Genomic DNA, 15,825 nt, shown 5'->3' with positions numbered 1-15,825 from the left:
GGACCATGGGGCAGGGCAACACCACCGACCGGGCGACCTTCTTCGCGGCGTACGACGCCATGCTGCGACGCTGGCCCGTGGACGTCACCAGCATCGACGTTCCATCGCCGTACGGCACCACGCGGGTCCACGTGTGCGGCGCGGAAGGCGGCACCCCGCTCGTGCTGCTGCCCGGAGGCGGAACCACCTCCATGGCGTGGTTCGCCAACGTCAAGGACCTCTGCCGCCACCACCGGGTGTACGCGGTCGATCTGATGGGCGACATCGGCCGCAGCGTCCACGACGGGGCGCCGCTGCGCGGCATCGGGGATCTGATGGTGTGGCTGGACGCGGTGCTGGAGGGGCTCGGCCTGGCGGAGACGCGACTGTGCGGCCACTCGTACGGCGCCGCGATCGCGCTGAACTACACACTGCACGCGTCCCACCGCGTCAGCCGGCTGGCCCTCCTCGACCCCACCAACTGTTTCGCCGGGCTGAGCGCGCGCTATCTGCTGCGCGCGCTTCCCGCCCTCCTGAGGCGCACCGTGGGGCGACAGCGGGCCTTCCTCCTGTGGGAGGCCGGCCGGCTCCCCGCAGACCCCGCGTGGCGGGACTTCCTCGACAGCGCCACGACGGCGGCGCGTTCCAAGGTCATCGCCATGCGCCGTCCCCGGCCAACGGATTTGCGGGCCTGCACCGTTCCGACTCTGGTGCTCTTGGCCCAACGCAGTCGGGCCCACAACGTGCAACGGGTGGCAGCCGCGGCCCGTGGCCTCCTTCCCGAGGCAGGCGTTGCCATCCTCCCGAACGCCTCCCACCACTCCCTTCCCACCGAGCGGCCCGCCGAGCTCAACCATCTGCTGACACAGTTCCTGACCTGAGAGCCGCGTCCGCCGGCTCATCCGCCGGGCCGAGACCGACCTCGACGACATGCCGCCGGAGCGCCTCCGGCATTGTCCGCCGAGCCGGCCTGGACCGCAGCTTCTTCTCTCGCCACAACGACCTGCGCCAGGAGATCCAAGCCGGCCGAGACTCAACCACAGGCCGACGGCGAGCGCCGCGTCCCCCTGGCCTCGCTGGCCTCGCCGAGGGCAGATCTCGCGAACACCAACGGGCCGGGCCTGGCGAGAGTCGGGCCTCGGCGCCCCTCGCGGAGTGCCCGGGCAAGGAGTTCTGTGAGTCCGCGGGCCCTGTGGCGACCGGCGGCGCATCCGACTGCGATGCACGGGGCCTGCCGGGAGGTCGGCGTGGTCCGCGAGTTGTCGCGCAGTTCGCGGGCGCCGGGGTGTTCAGGACGATGTCCTGGACGCGGGGGGGGAAGGCGTCGGGGTCGAGGCCGAGGACGTCGCGGGCAGTGGCCGGGTAGTGCAGCCGGTCTCGGACGTCCTCTGCACGAAGTTGTGCCCTTCTGCGTCCCTGCAGCGGTGACGTGGGCTCGCACCGGGCCGCGGGCCGGTTCAGCGCGTGCGCAGGCCGCGCCCGGCCACGGCCGCGAGCGCCCCGGTCAGCACGACGAGCGCGGCCGTCTGTCCCAGGACACCGGCGAGGAGTACGTCGGGGGTGGGCACGTCGAGCCACTGGTACAGGGCCGCCGCGCGTAGCGCCAGGATCAGCAGGCCCAGTGCCGCGAGGGCGACGGCTCCGCAGGCGGTGTCCTGGTCCGTGCGCCAGGCGTGCCACAGCAGCCAGCCCAGTGCGCCCGCGAGGTAGCAGGTGGCCGGTGCCCACACCGAGTCGGCGACCAGCGGCAGCAGCACGATGGAGGCTGCCATCACCACACAGCAGGCCATGAAGAGCAGTCCCGGAGAGCCCGTGGGAAGGGAAGCCGGGGGTGCATCACGGTGGTAGGCCGCGCAGAGTGCGAGCGCCGTCAGCCAGGCGAGGAGCGCCGAGGTGGCCGCGTACGCGGGGTCCGGCGGGACTGATGCGTCCACCAGCGGTGCCACCAACGGCCAGGCCGTGGGCAGGGCGGCCAGCAGCACGGCCGCCCGGGCGAGGTGCCGGCGGTCGTGCAGGAGGGCGACGTATCCGGCCGTCCAGAGCAGCGGGAGCGTCCAGTCGACGACGGAGATGATGCCGGTCGGCAGTCCGTGGCCCGTGAAGCCCGACGCGAACATTTCCCACCGCGTGGCATCGCCGGTCGACGCCCATGCCAGTGCCAGGACGCGGTCGACGACCGCGGCGGCCGCCTGGAGCAGGACGGCGAAGAGCACGAAGAGCCGCGCCGCCGCGCCGAGCAGGGCATAGGGCCGGGGCGCGCCGGCGGCCGCCAGTCGGCTGCGCACCGCCAGAGCGGCGACGCTCGCCACCTCTCCCACGGTGGGCCTGCTCTGGTCCGCCGTCTCCTGGTCGATGTCCCAGAGGTACGTCTCGACCATCTCGTCCTCCCGCGCCCGGCGGTAGTACGCGGGCAGCAGGCGCAGTACCGCGCGGTAGCGCGTTTCGAGCAGGGTCGTCACGCGAGACCTCCGGCGAGACCGGGACCGGTGGCGGGCTTGGCGGGTTTGACATCGGCCGGGGCGGGGGCGCGGCGGCCTTTGGTGATCCGTTTCCTGGCCGCGCTGGCACCGGCCGCCATTCGTTCCGCCTCGGCGGTGAGGGCCTGGACGCCTTCGTCGGTGAGGCGGTAGTAGCGCCTGAGCCGGCCCTGCTGGACCTCCTCGCGGTCCAGGACGATCAGTCCGTCGGCGGTGAGCCGGTCCAGCACTCCGTAGAGGGTGCCGACGCGCAACTGCACCTCGCCGCTGGACAGTTCCTCGACCTCGCGCAAGATGCCGTACCCGTGTCGCGGCTGGTCGGCCAGGGCGGTCAGGACGAAGAACGCCGCCTGTGTCATGTTCCTCGATGCCATGAAGCCATAATATATCGGCTGCCGATATATTCGGCTGAGCGAGGCCGGGCACGCTGCGGAACCCTTCGAACCTCACAGGAACGCATCGGAAGCCGGCCGGTGGGCCGAGGTGACCAGGCTGATCGGCGTTGCCTGGTCGGAGGCAGGTAGGAGAGGTGATACGGATGAGTGGACAGGTAATGGCAGAGAGTCCGCCGGGGCAGGGCGTCCACGGGGCGTGCCCTCGGGACATCTGGACGGGCAGGGCCATCCTGGTGTCGACGGCGGCCCTGGTGGCTGAAATGGCCATCGGGGGTGTCGGCGGCGCTGCTTGGCGTAGGTAGCGCGCTGCACACGATGACTGCGGGGGCAGTGGGCTCGCCGGCGGCCCATGCCTGGTGGTGGCTGGCACTGACCGGGACCATCGTCCCGGGCGCGCCGCTCGCCCGGCTGGCGGTGTCCCGCACTGAGCCGCGGAGCGGCCTGAAACTGGCCCTACAGGTGGTCGCATCGGGAGTCGCCAGTGCTGTAGGACTTGCGCTGTTGGGCGGGCTGGCCTACGCGACTGGCCTGGTGAAGCTGTACGAGCCGCCCCACCTGAGCCCTACCGACGTGGTCGGCGTCTGGCAGGACGGCCGCGGCGGCACGCTCGAACTCACCGCCGACGGGCGGGCGACTGCCCGTCGGCTGAGCGACACCGACCATGGCCACTGCGAGGGAACGGGCAAGTGGAGCCTTGGGAACAGCGGGACGTACAGCCAAGAACTGAGGCTTGCGGGTGCCTGTGGCATGACCTGGAGCATCGGCGGAACGTCGGAACGCCCCACCCTCTACTACTACTTTGGCGACCCGGACAGCGAGCCACGTTACACCCTGCTGCGTGGCAGCGAACGCTAGATCATCCGTCGTCCTGCTGGGTCAGCTTCCGGTGCCAGTGGTAGACCTGCTCGTACAGTTCCCGATGGCGCGCTCCACGCGCTCTCGCTCGCCCACCGACGCCGGCGAGCGCCCCACGAACCGTAGGCCCGTAGCACTTCGGCCGCATTCTCGCGGGCGACGGTGTGATCTTCCGCTTCCTCCCACCGCTGGCCGCCGGCTGCGGCTCGCACCAGCTCCCGCCCCGGCCCCTCGGTTGCGAGTGTGCAGGCCATGAGGGGAATGCAGCCCTTGTCGCCCATAGCTGGTATGGGCGGCTGCCTGTCACCGCCCGGATCGGGGAGTCGTGACCCCATGAGGCGTTCTTCCGGACGTCGTGTGTGCTGTCCACACTGATCCCGAGGGACTCAGGGGAGGGGCGGCATGGCTACTCGGAAGGGACATCGTTCTGCGACGCGCAGGCGTCGTCAGGCGTTACAGCAAAGGGCTTTTGCCGGCGGTGCGCTGCTGCTCGTTCTGCTCGTGGTCTTCTGGTCGGCTATCTGGCCCTACGTGCTGGGTGCTGTTGTGCTGGGGGCCGTGGGTACTTCGGCGTGGTGGCTGTGGCGTACGGACCGACTTCTCCGGAGTAGGGATCGGGCTTGGCGGCATGGGGAGGAAGTGAAGGCCGGTCGGCGGACGCTTGCCGAGGTGGACGCGATGTCCGGGACCGAGTTCGAGGAGTTGGTGGCCGCGTTGTGCAGGAGGGACGGTTGCGCGGAGATTCGGCGGGTGGGCGGATCCGGTGACAACGGCGCAGATGTGCGAGGACGCCTGCCGGATGGACGAACGATGGTGATTCAGTGCAAGCGCTACGCCCCCAGTCGCGCCATCGCCAGCCATGAGGTACGCGATCTGAGGGGCGCCCAAGCGCACTTCGACGCCGATGTCGCCATCTTTGTGACCACCACGCGGTTCAGCCGACAGGCCGAGGACTTCGCTGTGAACAACGGCATCCTCGCCATCCACCGCAACCACCTTGGCCTATGGAACAACGGTGCTCGTCTCGAGTCACTGATCAGCGTCAATGGTGCCGGCCAGGGCGATGCGAAGCATTTGCGTCGATGGAAGCGGGCCTACGGCAAACGCGGCGAGACATAACCTGCCCTAAACGGCCGTTCTTTGCATGGCTTCGACCTGCATCACCGCCGGCACGCCAGGGAGGAGCCGGACGGCGGGAGCGGGACGCGAACCTTGTGTTTGTTTCTGTTCTGGATGACACTCCCCATGCACAGAAACGCGCGCTACTGAACATGTCCAGTCCTGGGTGACGGCCGGTCGAGGCGAGGAGAGCAGACATGACGCAGTTCAGCCGCCGTAGATTCCTGAACACGGCCATGGTGGGGGCCGCGTCCGTGGGCGTCGCCCTGGGCAGCAGCCGTACGACCCTCGCCCAGGCCGAAAGCCCGAGGGGCCTCACCATCCGCGGAGCCGAATTCCTGCTGGACGGTGAGCCGTTCCGGATCCTCTCGGGTGCCTTCCACTACTTCCGGACACACCCCGAGGACTGGCGTGACCGGTTGCTGCGCATGCGGGCCATGGGCCTGAACACGGTGGAGACCTACGTCGCCTGGAACTTCCACCAACCGTACGAGAGGACAGCCCCCGACTTCACCGGGTGGCGCGACGTCGCCGCCTTCGTGCGGACCGCGGACGAGACCGGACTCAAGGTGATCGTGCGGCCGGGACCGTACATCTGCGCGGAGTGGGACTTCGGTGGCCTGCCGGCCTGGCTCCTGAAGGACAAGGACGCACCGCTGCGCCGTTCCCACCCCAAGTATGAGCGGGCCGTTGACGCCTGGTTCGCCGAACTGCTGCCCCGGCTCGTCGATCTGCAGGCCACGCGCGGCGGCCCCATCATCGCCCTACAGGTCGAGAACGAGTACGGCAGCTACGACGACGACCACGCGCACCTGGAACATCTGCGGGACACCATGCGGGAACAGGGCGTGGACAGCCTGCTGTTCTGCTCCAACGGAGCCACCCAGGAAATGCTGCAGAACGGCAGTCTTCCCGATCTCCTGTCCACCATCAACTTCGCCGGTGACCCCACCGGGCCCTTCGCCGAGCTGCGCACGTTCCAGCCGGACAAGCCCGTGTTCTGCACGGAGTTCTGGGACGGCTGGTTCGATCACTGGGGAGAGCGGCACCACACCACCGACCCCGCGCAGACCGCCGCCGACGTGGCGAAGATCCTCGAAGCGGGAGCGTCGATCAACTTCTATATGGCGGTGGGCGGAACGAACTTCGGCTGGCACACGGGCGCCAATCTCAGCGGCAACGTCTATCAGCCCACCGTCACCAGCTACGACTACGACGCCCCGATCAGCGAATCCGGCGAACTCACCGAGAAGTTTCACAAGGTGCGCGAGGTGCTCGCCGCATACACCACACTGCCGGACACACCTCTGCCGGCCACGCCACACCGGATGCCGGCCCAGAGGGTCGCCGTCCGCGAGTCGGCGCCGCTGATGGACGCCCTCGACGCGCTGAGCCGCACGCCGGTGCAGCGCACCGACCCCGTCCATATGGAGGCCCTCGGGCAGTCGTACGGGCTGATCCACTACCGCACGCGGGTGCGCGGGCCCCTGGGGATCAAGGGGCTGACGGTCACCGGGCTGGGCGACCGTGCGCTGGTGTTCGGCGACGGCAAGCGGATCGGCACCCTCGACCGCAACCAGCCGGACCACTCCGTCGACTTCACCGTGGCCGACGCCTCCAGCACCCTCGATCTCCTGGTGGCCCCCACCGGGCGGGTCAACTTCGGCAAGGACTTCAACGACCCGAAGGGCATCAGCGGCAAGGTCCTCCTCGACGACGAGGAACTGCACGACTGGGAGATCCGCCGACTGCCCCTGGACGACCTCTCGGCGGTGGAATTCGGCACCGGAGACATCCCGAACGGCCCCGTGTTCCACCGGGCCTGGGTTCATGTCGACATCCCCGCGGACGGCTTCCTCGCCTTTCCGGGTTGGGACAAGGGCATGGTCTGGCTCAACGGGTTCGCGCTCGGCCGGTACTGGTCCCTCGGGCCACAGGTCACCCTGTACGCGCCGAGCCATCTGTGGCGGACGGGGCGGAACGCGATCGTCGTCCTGGAGATGGAGCGGACAGGGGACCGGATCGAAGTACGGTCTGCGCCCGACATCGGCGAGGCGGCCACATTCTCGTAGCCGGCCTTCACGTAAGAGCTGCTTGTTATGTACGTGCCTTACGTGACGCAGGCAAGTAAGGTACGCAGTCGGCTAGTGATCATTACGCTGTCGTGGATACAGTCGACTGCTTCGGGAGGGCGCGGTGCTTGCGGACATAGTCAGGACATGGGTGGCGGGCTGGGCGGTATCACGGCGTACCCCCGCGCCGGTCGAGAAGCCCTGGGGGTTCTACGTCGAGGTGGCCGACGACCCCGCCGAGGTGGGGCGCCATGTCCTGTTGCAGGCCGATGAGTTGTCGGTCCGCAGCGCGGTCGCCTCCGTGACGGTGCCGCGGACCTGGATGAAGATTCCTGCCGAGCCCGAGGAGGTCGAGCCCTGGCTTGCGGAGGGATGGGCCTGGGATGAGTCCGGCCATCTGATGGCCGTCGACCTGACGACCACGCAACCGATCGCGCCCGAGGGATACACCGCGACTGTTGAGGCCATCGACGACGTCGTCCACGTCCGCGTGCGGGATGCGGCGGGCCGGCCCGCGGCCAAGGGGCAGATGGCGATGCTCAACGGGGCCGTTGTGGTGGACCGGGTGGTGACCGAGGAGGCTCATCGGCGGCACGGGCTCGGCAGCTTCGTGATGCGTACGCTCACCAACCGGGCCGTGGAGGAGGGTGCGGTCCTGGGCGTTCTCGGCGCGACCGACGCCGGACGTGCGCTGTACGAGACGCTGGGCTGGAAGAAGCACTCCACGCTGGCGGAGTGCGTCTACCGGTCTTGATGTACCGGGTCTTGATGCCAAAAAGTGCGCGCTGCGCGAGAGGTTGGCGTACAGACCGTTGCCCGTCCGTCGGCCGGCTGGGCCCATCTCGGAGGCGCCATCGAGAGCACCACCCAGACGTACGCAGGTTCGGGCAAGCCGCGAGCCCGGCTCGCACTGAGACCTTCTGGACGGGGTCGTGCGGGCCGGGCGTTGGAGCGTCTGTCCTGCGGTGTTCCTGTGTGCCGGGAGTGCACGTGCAAGCAGACCTCACGGCCCCGTAGCGCAGCTCGGAGCGGGACGGCAGGCCCGGGACCCTGGGAACGACGTTACGACGTGGATGCTGCGCGGCGCGGCAACGACGCGCGGCATATGCCCGCGCGGGCACCATGCCGACGACGCCCGCCGTCACCGCCCGCTGGACTGGAGGCTCCCGCTGATGCAGCGTTCCGCTGTGTGCCGGTCACGGTGGAGCTCGGAGTCGTGGATGCTCCGCAGCCGGGTATTGTCCCCGGTCAGATGTGCGGTGATTATTGAGCCACCCATCGGCCGACGGTCGGAGGGCGACCGACCCGCCGATCCCCAAGGGACGCTCCGTGCGCAAGCTCGTGTACTACATTGCCGCTACCCTCGACGGTTTCATCGCCGGGCCCGACGGTGCCAACCCCACAGGACCTGACGGCTTCTGGCCGGTCCCCGATGACTATGTGCAGTACCTGGCCGCCGAGTACCCCGAGACCCTGCCCGCCCCGGCCAGGGAGGCACTGTCCATCACCGCAGAGGGCACCCACTTCGACACCGTCCTGGAGGGACGCAAGTCGTACGAGATCGGCCTGGACGCCGGTATCACAGACGCCTACCCGCACCTGCGGCACCTGGTGTTCTCCACCACCCTGGTGGAGAGCCCCGACCCGGCCGTGGAATTGGTCACCGGCGACCCGGTGGCGAAGGTGCGGGAGCTGAAGCAGGAGGACGGCAAGGACATCTGGCTGATCGGCGGTGGCACGCTGGCGGGCGTCCTGTACGGCGAGATCGACCAGCTCATCGTCAAACTGGGCCCGCTGACCACCGGCACCGGCATCCCCCTCTTCGGCCGCACGGCCGCCTTCGACCCGCGCGTCTGGAACCTCACTGACCACACCATCCTGGACAGCGGAGCGGCTTTCCTCACCTACACCCGTGCCTGAAGGCCGGCCCGTACCCGAAACGGTTGCGGCGGGACCGGGCAGCCCGGTGAGGTACCTCCTTGGGCGGTGGCACGGAGCAGCAGGAGCGATGGGCGAGGTCGGGAAGGGACCACGTGGTGACGGCGCAACCGGCTCCCTGGCGCAGGTCGGCGGTGCTCGTAGCCGTGATGCTGGCTGCCTTCACCTTCAATACTGCGGAGAACCTGCCGATCGGCCTCCTGGAACTCATCTCCGACAGCCTTCGGGTGTCCGTGTCGGCGGTCGGTCTGCTCGTGACCGGTTACGGGGTGACGGTGGCCGTCGCGTCCCTGCCGCTCGCCCACGTGATGCGGGCAGTGCCCCGACGTCATGTGCTCACGGGAGTGCTGGCCGTGCTCGCGGTGGGCCTGTTCGCAGCCGGGGTCCGTGGGCGTGTGGTCGGAGCGCTGTCCGTTGCGGGTTCGCTCGCCCTTGTGCTCGGCGTTCCCGTCGGGACCTGGCTGGGGCGGCAGAACGGCTGGCCGGTGCCCGTCGCCCTGCTGGCGGCTCTGGGGCTCGTCTCTCTGATGACGATCGCCGTCCTTCTTCCGACCACGCGTCCGGAAGAAGAGCCCGCCGCCTACGGAATGAGTCCGGACTCCCGCCGGTTCGGTATCGTGCTGGCGGCCGGGGCCCTGTCGGCTACCGGGGCGTTCGCGGGATACACCTACGTCGTGAAGTTCCTGGGTGACGTGAGCGGGCTTTCCCCGGGGGCGGTCAGCGTCCTGTTCGTGGCTTTCGGTGTTGCGTGTCTGGCCGGGGTGAGTGTCACCGGGGCGTTGCTGGACCGCTTTCCACAGGCCGCGCTGACCACCGCTGTGGCTACGCAGGCGGTGGGCATGCTCGGTCTCTACGCGGCCGGCACCTGTCCGGTGTCAGCGGTGGTGTTCCTGGTGCTGATGGGCGGTGCACTCGGGCCGGTGTTCATGACCACCCAGAACGCGATGCTGCACTGCGCACCGGGCCGCACGGATATCGCCCTCGCCGCCAACTCCGGTTCATACAACGCCGGTATCGCGGTGGGCGCCGCGCTCGGGGGCCTGATCCTGCCGCTGGCCGATGTGCGGAGCACCTTCCTCGTCGGCGGACTGCTGACCGCCGCGGCCTGCGCTGTGTCACCGTCACCACCGACCAGGCCATCCACGACAAGGACAGTCAGCTCGACCTCAACGCCGGCACCCACCACCTGACCGGCGAGCAGGCCCTCGGCCTGGTCCGCACCCGGCACGGCATCGGTGACGGCGACCTGGGCCGGATCCGACTGCAACAGAAATTCATGGCCGCGCTCGCCGGCGAACTGAACGGCTCCGGCCTGTTCACCGACCCGGTGCGGCTCTACAAGGCCGCCGACGCCGCGACCCGCGCGGTCACCACCGACAAGGCCCTGGGATCGCTGCCGGCCCTGCTCGACCTCGCCCGCAGCCGCGACCACGAGGGAGAAGTGACTGTCACCATGGCCGGCTTCTCCTCCCCTCTCCCGCCTCCCCACACCGCCCCGCCCCGGCCGGACAGCCCACCGGCCCGACGGCCGTACGCTCCTGGCCTCGACGGCCTGCGCGCCCTCGCCGTCACCGCCGTGGTCGTCTACCACCTCAACCCTTCCTGGCTGCCCGGCGGTTTCCTCGGCGTCGACGTCTTCTTCGTCCTCAGCGGCTATCTGATCACCGATCTCCTGCTCGCCGAACACCGCCGAGGCGGCCGTATCGACCTGATGAGCTTCTGGGCACGGCGGGCCCGCCGCCTCCTGCCCGCCCCGGCGCTCGTCCTGGTGGCGGCCACCGCCGCCGCGACCCTGCTGCGCCCGAACCGGCTGGCCACCGCGGCCGGCGAACTGCTCTCCGCCGCGACCTTCACCAGCAACTGGTGGCAGATAGCCACCGACGCCTCGTACTTCACCAGCTTCGGACCACCACCGCTCTTCCAGCACCTGTGGACACTCGCTCTGGAGGAGCAGTTCTACCTGGCGTGGCCGCCGGCACTGCTCGCCCTGCTGCGCACGGTCCGTGGCACAGGCATCCTAGTGGCCCTCGTACTCGCAGCGGCCCTCGCCTCCCTCTCCGCGATGGCCCTGCTCCACCAGCCGGCCGAGGACGCGTCCCGCGTCTACTTCGGCACCGACACCCACCTCTTCCCGCTGCTGGCCGGCGCCGCCCTGGCGCTCCTGCGGCCCGCCGCGGGTCTTCTGACCAGCCAACCGCGGCGGAGTGTCCTGCCGTCGGACCTGGCGGGCGCCGCCGGGATGGCCGTCCTTGCGGCACTGGCCGTCACCGCTGCCGAGGACTCCGCCGCCCTCTACCCCGGCGGTTTCGCGATCGCCGCCGTGGCGGCCACCGCCGTGGTGCTCGCCGCCGTACAGCCCTCCGGACGGCTCGGCGCAGCCCTCAGCGCGAGCCCGCTGCGCTGGATCGGCAAGCGCAGTTACGGCATCTATCTGTGGCACCTGCCCGCCCTCGCGCTGGCCACCCCGGAGGGCAACACACCCGCCGATGTGCCGCTGAGCGCACTCATGGCGGCGTTCGTCGCCGTCGGGCTCGCCGCCCTCTCCTACCGGCTGGTCGAGGAACCGGTACGCCGCCTGGGGTTCCGCGCGTCGGGCCACCGGCTGCGTCACGCGCTGACCGGCGTCACCACCCACCGGTTCGGCTCCACGGTGTGGGCCAGAGTCGCAGCCTGCGGCATCGCGACCGGCATCCTGATCGCGGGCTGCGGAGTGGCCACCGCTCCCAAGCACGGCAACGGTGCCGCCGGGCAGATCGAGGCGGGCAAACAGGCGCTGGAGGGCCAATCGCCGGCACTGAAATCCGTCGGCAAGGCCACCGTCATCGGCGACTCGGTCATGCTCGCCGCGGCACCCGCCCTCAAGGCCACGTTCCCCGGTATCGCCATCGACGCCAAGGTCGGCCGCCAACTGTCCGTCGCCGCCAAGGTGATCACCGAGCTGAAGCAGCGGCGCCCGCTGGCCGAAACCGTGGTCGTCGGCCTCGGCGCCAACAGCGTCGGCGGACGGAAAGACCTCCAGGCGGCCGTCGACGCCATCGGCACCGGCAAGCGGATCGTGCTGGTCACCGTCCATCTCCCCAAGAACCCGCAGACCCAGGACTCGGTGAACCGGGCCATCGGACAGGTGGCCGACAAGCACCCCCATGTCGCCGTCGCCGACTGGCACAAGGCCATCGGCAACCGCCCGGACCTCCTCGCCGACGACGGCATCCACCCCGGCCCCGGCGGCGGAAAAATCTACGCCGATGCCGTGAACAAGGCCCTGGCCACCCTTCCCGCCGGCCCGTAGTGGGGCCGGCGATACGAGAGAAAGCGAACCGCACCTGCCATGAAAACCACTTCGTACGCCGGCGTCATCCTGGCGACCACAACCCTGCTCTCCCTGACCGCACTCCCCGCCACAGCAGCACCCTCATACACGGACGGCGACCGGCAACCGCACAGCAACCAGCACCACACCAGCCCTGGTTGGGCCGGATACTGGAAACTCGGCGACTACGACGAGTACGACTCCGTCACCGCTTCCTGGACGGTCCCCACACTGAACTGCACAAAGACCCGGGAAAACTCCCACAACAGCATCTGGGTGGGGATCGGCGGCACCAAGAGCGACGCCCAGGGAAACAGCGCGGACACACTTCCGCAGACCGGCATACAACTCAGCTGCCTCCATGGGGTCGCGTCATACCGCGCATTCTGGGAACAGCCTGCACCCAACAACACGTGGAACGACCCCGATGAACACGGAATCCACCCGGACACGGTGACGGCAGGTGACGCCATCACCAGCAGCGTGAAACGGAACGCTGCCACCGGGAAATGGGACATGACCGTCACCAATCACACCCGGGGATGGACCGCCACCGCCAGCAAGCCGACCGTACCGGGCAATCGCACAGGCACCTCGGCCGAGGTCATCAACGAGATCGACCCGATCAACACGATCCCGTACCAGGTGAAGTTCACCGACGTCTCCCTCACCCGTCGCGGCGAGCAAACCGACTTCATCAGTCACACCGACGCCGTGGACACCGATTTCCACGGTGTCACCAAGGCGTCTGTCGGCAGCTACCGAAACCATGCTTTCCACTCAACAGTCAAATGATCCCGCACATTTGACCACCCATCTACCTCGAAGGAACGAGTCATGACCCAACCTCGAATCGCAAGACGACTGCTCGCCCTGGTCGGCGCACTCGCGTTGCCACTCCTGGTGAGCCCGCCGGCTCTCGCGGCTCAGGACCAACCCATCCGGTACGACGCGCAGGTTCCGGGCAACACCGCAAAAATCGGTGAGCTCATGAAGTCCTTCTGCAACCCCGAGGGCGGAGCCCTCCGTGTCGGTTCGGACGGGGCGCTGCTCATCGCCGCGTCGCCGTGGCAGATCGACCAGAAGATACTCCCGGCGACCGGAGGGCTGTGTGAGATTTCGGTGACCGGCTCGAAGAAACTCGACCCGGCCGTGGTCCGTGATCGGTGGCAAAGGCTCTTCGAGTACCAGAACAACGCCTCCGGCGATGCATTCGTCGAAAGGTCCGTGGCGCATATGACCTCCAGGACGCTTGGCTTCTCCATCGACCTCGGCGGGGACCGGAGTTGGTTCGAGAACCCCATCAAGGGGGCGTTGTCCGCGTCCTTCAACTACCAGGAGGTATCACAGACCACCAGGACACAACTGGCCCGGCAGACCGTTCCACCCCGGAAACATGTCACGGTGTATCAGGTCCCCGACGTCACCGAATACGCACGAGGAGAACCTACGGTGAACGCCTCGCCTCCCTGACCGGTAGGCGCCACCCCATCATCCGCCGGGCCTGCCGGCTTCCCGAGGTGACGTCCAGGGTACGCATGACTGGTCACGGGGTAGCCGACCGGAATCCCTGGAGGCGATGTGAAGATCTTTGTCTCGTCCGACATGGAAGGCACCGCGGGCGTCGTGGACTGGTCGCAGTGCCGGCCTGCGGAGCCCGAGTACGCCTACTACCGGGGCCTGTTGCAGGAGGAGGTCAACGCCGCCATCGAGGGGGCCATGGCGGGCGGCGCGACCGCGTTCCTGGTCAACGACTCGCACTCGACGATGGCGAATCTGCGCCCCGACAGCCTGGCCGGCCGGGCCCGTTACCTCTCCGGCCGGCACAAACCCCTGTACATGATGCAGGGCCTGGACCCATCGTTCGACGGTGTCTTCTTCGTGTCGTACCACGGCTCCATGGCAGGCGCCCCGGCGACGCTCTCGCATTCGTACAACCCCCGGGCGATCAGCGAGGTGCTGCTCAACGGCGTCACCGCGGGGGAGAGCGGGATCAATGCGCTGGTGGCGCTGGGCCACGGTGTGCCGGTGGTGCTGGTCACCGGGGACGCCACGACGGCTGCCGAGGCCGAGCCGTTCTGTCCGGGTATCCGCAGCGCCGTGATCAAGTCGTCGGTGTCCCGGTTCGCCGCGGACAGCCTGCACCCCACCGAGGCCCGAGAGCTGATCCACCGGACGGCGCGAGAAGCGGTACGTACCCTGCCGCAGGCCGCTCTGCCGAGGATCGCGCTGCCGGCCACCCTGAGCGTACGCTTCCGCAATCCCGACCTCGCGGACATGGCGACATGGATCAACGGCCTCGAACGCACCGACGCCGTGACGGTCCGGTTGACGGACGAGGACCCGATCCGCCTCTACCGCAGGTTCGTCACCGCCGTCCTGCTCACCCGGGGGATCGCGGAGTGACACGGCGCGGCGGCCGGCCCTCCCGCCGGCCCCCGGCGACGAGCCGATGCAACGACAGCCAGGCAAGGGCATGCCCCGTTGGCGCCCGTTCACGGGCCAGGGCGGCCCAGGCTGTTGATGTAGTCCTGCCACCGGGGGATGCCGTGGTGGGCGGCGCGGGCGTGGATGTGGTCGGTGACCTGCTGGACGTAGTGCGGGGGCAGGGCGCGGCTGTTGGCGTAGGAGGCGGCGAGGCGGTGGTGGAGGCGGGGTGGGAGGTGCCGGGCGGCTTGGCTGAGGAACCAGGGGCGGGCGCCGGGGCTGAGGCGCATGATGTCGGGGAAGACGGTGACGGCTCCGGCTTCGGCGCAGGCGTCGACGAGTGCGTTGAGCGCGTCGGGGTGGTCGGCGGCGTGGGGGATGACGGGGGCGATGAGGACGCCGGCGGGGACGCCCGCGGCGCGGAGGGCCCGGAGGGTGTCGAGGCGGGCGCGGGGCGGGGAGGCGGCTGGTTCGAAGGCACGCCGGACGCGGTCGTCGAGGGAGCCGAGGGAGGTCATGACCAGGACGTCGGTGACGCGGGCGGCTTCGGCGTAGAGGGGGATGTCGCGGCGGAGGAGGGCGGACTTGGTGGTGGTGGTGAAGGGGACGCGGTAGTCGATGAGGGCGCGCAGGATACCGGGCATCAACTGGTAGCGGCCTTCGGCGCGTTGGTAGCAGTCGGTGGAGGTGCCGACCATGACCCACTGGTCGCCGGTTCTGCCGGTGCGCACTTCGCGGCGCAGGACGGTGGCGGCGTTGGTTTTGACGTAGAGGTGGGTCTGGAAGTCCTCGCCGGTGTTGTGGCCGAGGTGGTGGTGGCCGTCGCGGGCGAAGCAGTAGGTGCAGGCGTGGGTGCAGCCCCGGTACGGGTTGAGGGTCCAGCCCATGCCGTTGGGTGCGGCACCTCGGATGCGGTTGAGGAGGGTGCGGGCCTGGATCTCGTGGAGGGTGATGCCGTGGAAGTCGGGGGAGGGGGGTGGTTCGGGGGCGATGGCGGAGGTCGGGAAGAGCGTTGGCTGCGGTTCAGTGGGCGTCATGGGCTGCTCGGTCGGGGTCGGCGGCTGGGGTGCTGATGTGCTGGGCGGCGTCCAGTAGTTGCTGTGCCAGGGCGGTGAGGTGCCCGGCGAGTTCCGGGTCCGCGTCGAGGGTGGCTCGGGGGCCGAGGGCGAGGAGACGCTGGGCGATGTGGAGGGGGTGGTCGGCGGAGATGTCGACGGTGCAGGTGCCGTCGCCGGCGGGGGTGATGCGGTCGG

14 protein-coding genes and 2 pseudogenes are annotated in these 15,825 nt (G+C 69.3%); 12 read left to right on the top strand and 4 right to left on the bottom strand.

Annotated features, from left to right (window positions below; genetic code table 11):
• The first annotated feature begins 5 nt into the window (after window positions 1-5).
• Window positions 6-860 (top strand): alpha/beta fold hydrolase, encoded by an 855-nt coding sequence (locus AZE13_RS05970; protein ID WP_066927699.1) that lies wholly within the window; start codon window positions 6-8, stop codon window positions 858-860.
• 576 nt (window positions 861-1,436) lie between these two features.
• Here AZE13_RS05970 and AZE13_RS05965 read toward each other — a convergent pair.
• Window positions 1,437-2,438, bottom strand: a complete 1,002-nt coding sequence (locus tag AZE13_RS05965; protein ID WP_066927697.1) for a hypothetical protein — start codon at window positions 2,436-2,438, stop codon at window positions 1,437-1,439.
• A complete protein-coding gene (locus AZE13_RS05960) occupies window positions 2,435-2,815 on the bottom strand; it encodes a PadR family transcriptional regulator (protein ID WP_066927695.1) in 381 nt (126 codons plus the stop codon). Before AZE13_RS05960 ends, AZE13_RS05965 begins: the two co-directional genes overlap by 4 nt.
• Window positions 2,816-3,166: 351 nt before the next feature.
• Here AZE13_RS05960 and AZE13_RS05955 point away from each other — a divergent pair, with 351 nt between their 5' ends.
• From AZE13_RS05955 to AZE13_RS05910, 11 genes and pseudogenes are all read left to right on the top strand, one after another.
• Window positions 3,167-3,706, top strand: coding sequence for a hypothetical protein (locus tag AZE13_RS05955; RefSeq protein ID WP_147264609.1), 540 nt, complete (start codon window positions 3,167-3,169; stop codon window positions 3,704-3,706).
• Window positions 3,707-4,108: 402 nt separating this feature from the next.
• The gene (locus AZE13_RS05950; protein ID WP_079123740.1) at window positions 4,109-4,825 is read left to right on the top strand and encodes a restriction endonuclease; all 717 of its coding nucleotides are present in this window, start codon (window positions 4,109-4,111) and stop codon (window positions 4,823-4,825) included.
• A gap of 197 nt (window positions 4,826-5,022) precedes the next feature.
• Complete coding sequence (locus AZE13_RS05945) at window positions 5,023-6,897, top strand: glycoside hydrolase family 35 protein (RefSeq protein WP_181690261.1); 1,875 nt, start codon at window positions 5,023-5,025, stop codon at window positions 6,895-6,897.
• A gap of 124 nt (window positions 6,898-7,021) precedes the next feature.
• The gene (locus tag AZE13_RS05940) at window positions 7,022-7,651 is read left to right on the top strand and encodes a GNAT family N-acetyltransferase (protein ID WP_066927691.1); all 630 of its coding nucleotides are present in this window, start codon (window positions 7,022-7,024) and stop codon (window positions 7,649-7,651) included.
• 575 nt (window positions 7,652-8,226) lie between these two features.
• Window positions 8,227-8,817 carry a dihydrofolate reductase family protein gene (locus tag AZE13_RS05935; protein ID WP_066927689.1) on the top strand — a complete coding sequence of 197 codons (591 nt, stop codon included), beginning with the start codon at window positions 8,227-8,229 and terminating at the stop codon, window positions 8,815-8,817.
• A gap of 167 nt (window positions 8,818-8,984) precedes the next feature.
• Window positions 8,985-10,025 carry an MFS transporter gene (locus tag AZE13_RS37460; RefSeq protein ID WP_079123804.1) on the top strand — a complete coding sequence of 347 codons (1,041 nt, stop codon included), beginning with the start codon at window positions 8,985-8,987 and terminating at the stop codon, window positions 10,023-10,025.
• Window positions 10,004-10,072, top strand: a pseudogene (locus tag AZE13_RS37850) (hypothetical protein); the annotation flags it as partial. The gene AZE13_RS37460 and the pseudogene AZE13_RS37850, both read left to right, overlap by 22 nt.
• 39 nt (window positions 10,073-10,111) lie before the next feature.
• Window positions 10,112-12,124 carry an acyltransferase family protein gene (locus tag AZE13_RS37845; RefSeq protein WP_258527639.1) on the top strand — a complete coding sequence of 671 codons (2,013 nt, stop codon included), beginning with the start codon at window positions 10,112-10,114 and terminating at the stop codon, window positions 12,122-12,124.
• Between the two features lie 39 nt (window positions 12,125-12,163).
• Entirely contained in the window at window positions 12,164-12,940 is a 777-nt protein-coding gene (locus AZE13_RS05920) for a G1 family glutamic endopeptidase (RefSeq protein ID WP_066927686.1), read from the top strand.
• A 42-nt stretch (window positions 12,941-12,982) separates the two neighbouring features.
• Window positions 12,983-13,618, top strand: a complete 636-nt coding sequence (locus AZE13_RS05915; RefSeq protein ID WP_066927684.1) for a hypothetical protein — start codon at window positions 12,983-12,985, stop codon at window positions 13,616-13,618.
• Window positions 13,619-13,726: 108 nt separating this feature from the next.
• Window positions 13,727-14,551, top strand: a complete 825-nt coding sequence (locus AZE13_RS05910; RefSeq protein WP_066927682.1) for a M55 family metallopeptidase — start codon at window positions 13,727-13,729, stop codon at window positions 14,549-14,551.
• 89 nt (window positions 14,552-14,640) lie between these two features.
• Here the strand turns inward: AZE13_RS05910 and AZE13_RS05905 are convergent, their stop codons facing one another.
• Both AZE13_RS05905 and AZE13_RS05900 read right to left on the bottom strand, forming a co-directional pair.
• Entirely contained in the window at window positions 14,641-15,609 is a 969-nt protein-coding gene (locus tag AZE13_RS05905; protein WP_066927680.1) for a radical SAM protein, read from the bottom strand.
• Window positions 15,596-15,825 (bottom strand): annotated as a pseudogene (locus AZE13_RS05900) (WYL domain-containing protein); the annotation flags it as partial. The pseudogene AZE13_RS05900 and the gene AZE13_RS05905, both read right to left, overlap by 14 nt.

It is taken from the genome of Streptomyces sp. NBRC 110611, from assembly GCF_001590865.1.
GTDB lineage: Bacteria > Actinomycetota > Actinomycetes > Streptomycetales > Streptomycetaceae > Streptomyces.
This window is presented reverse-complemented; position numbering and strand designations above follow the sequence as displayed.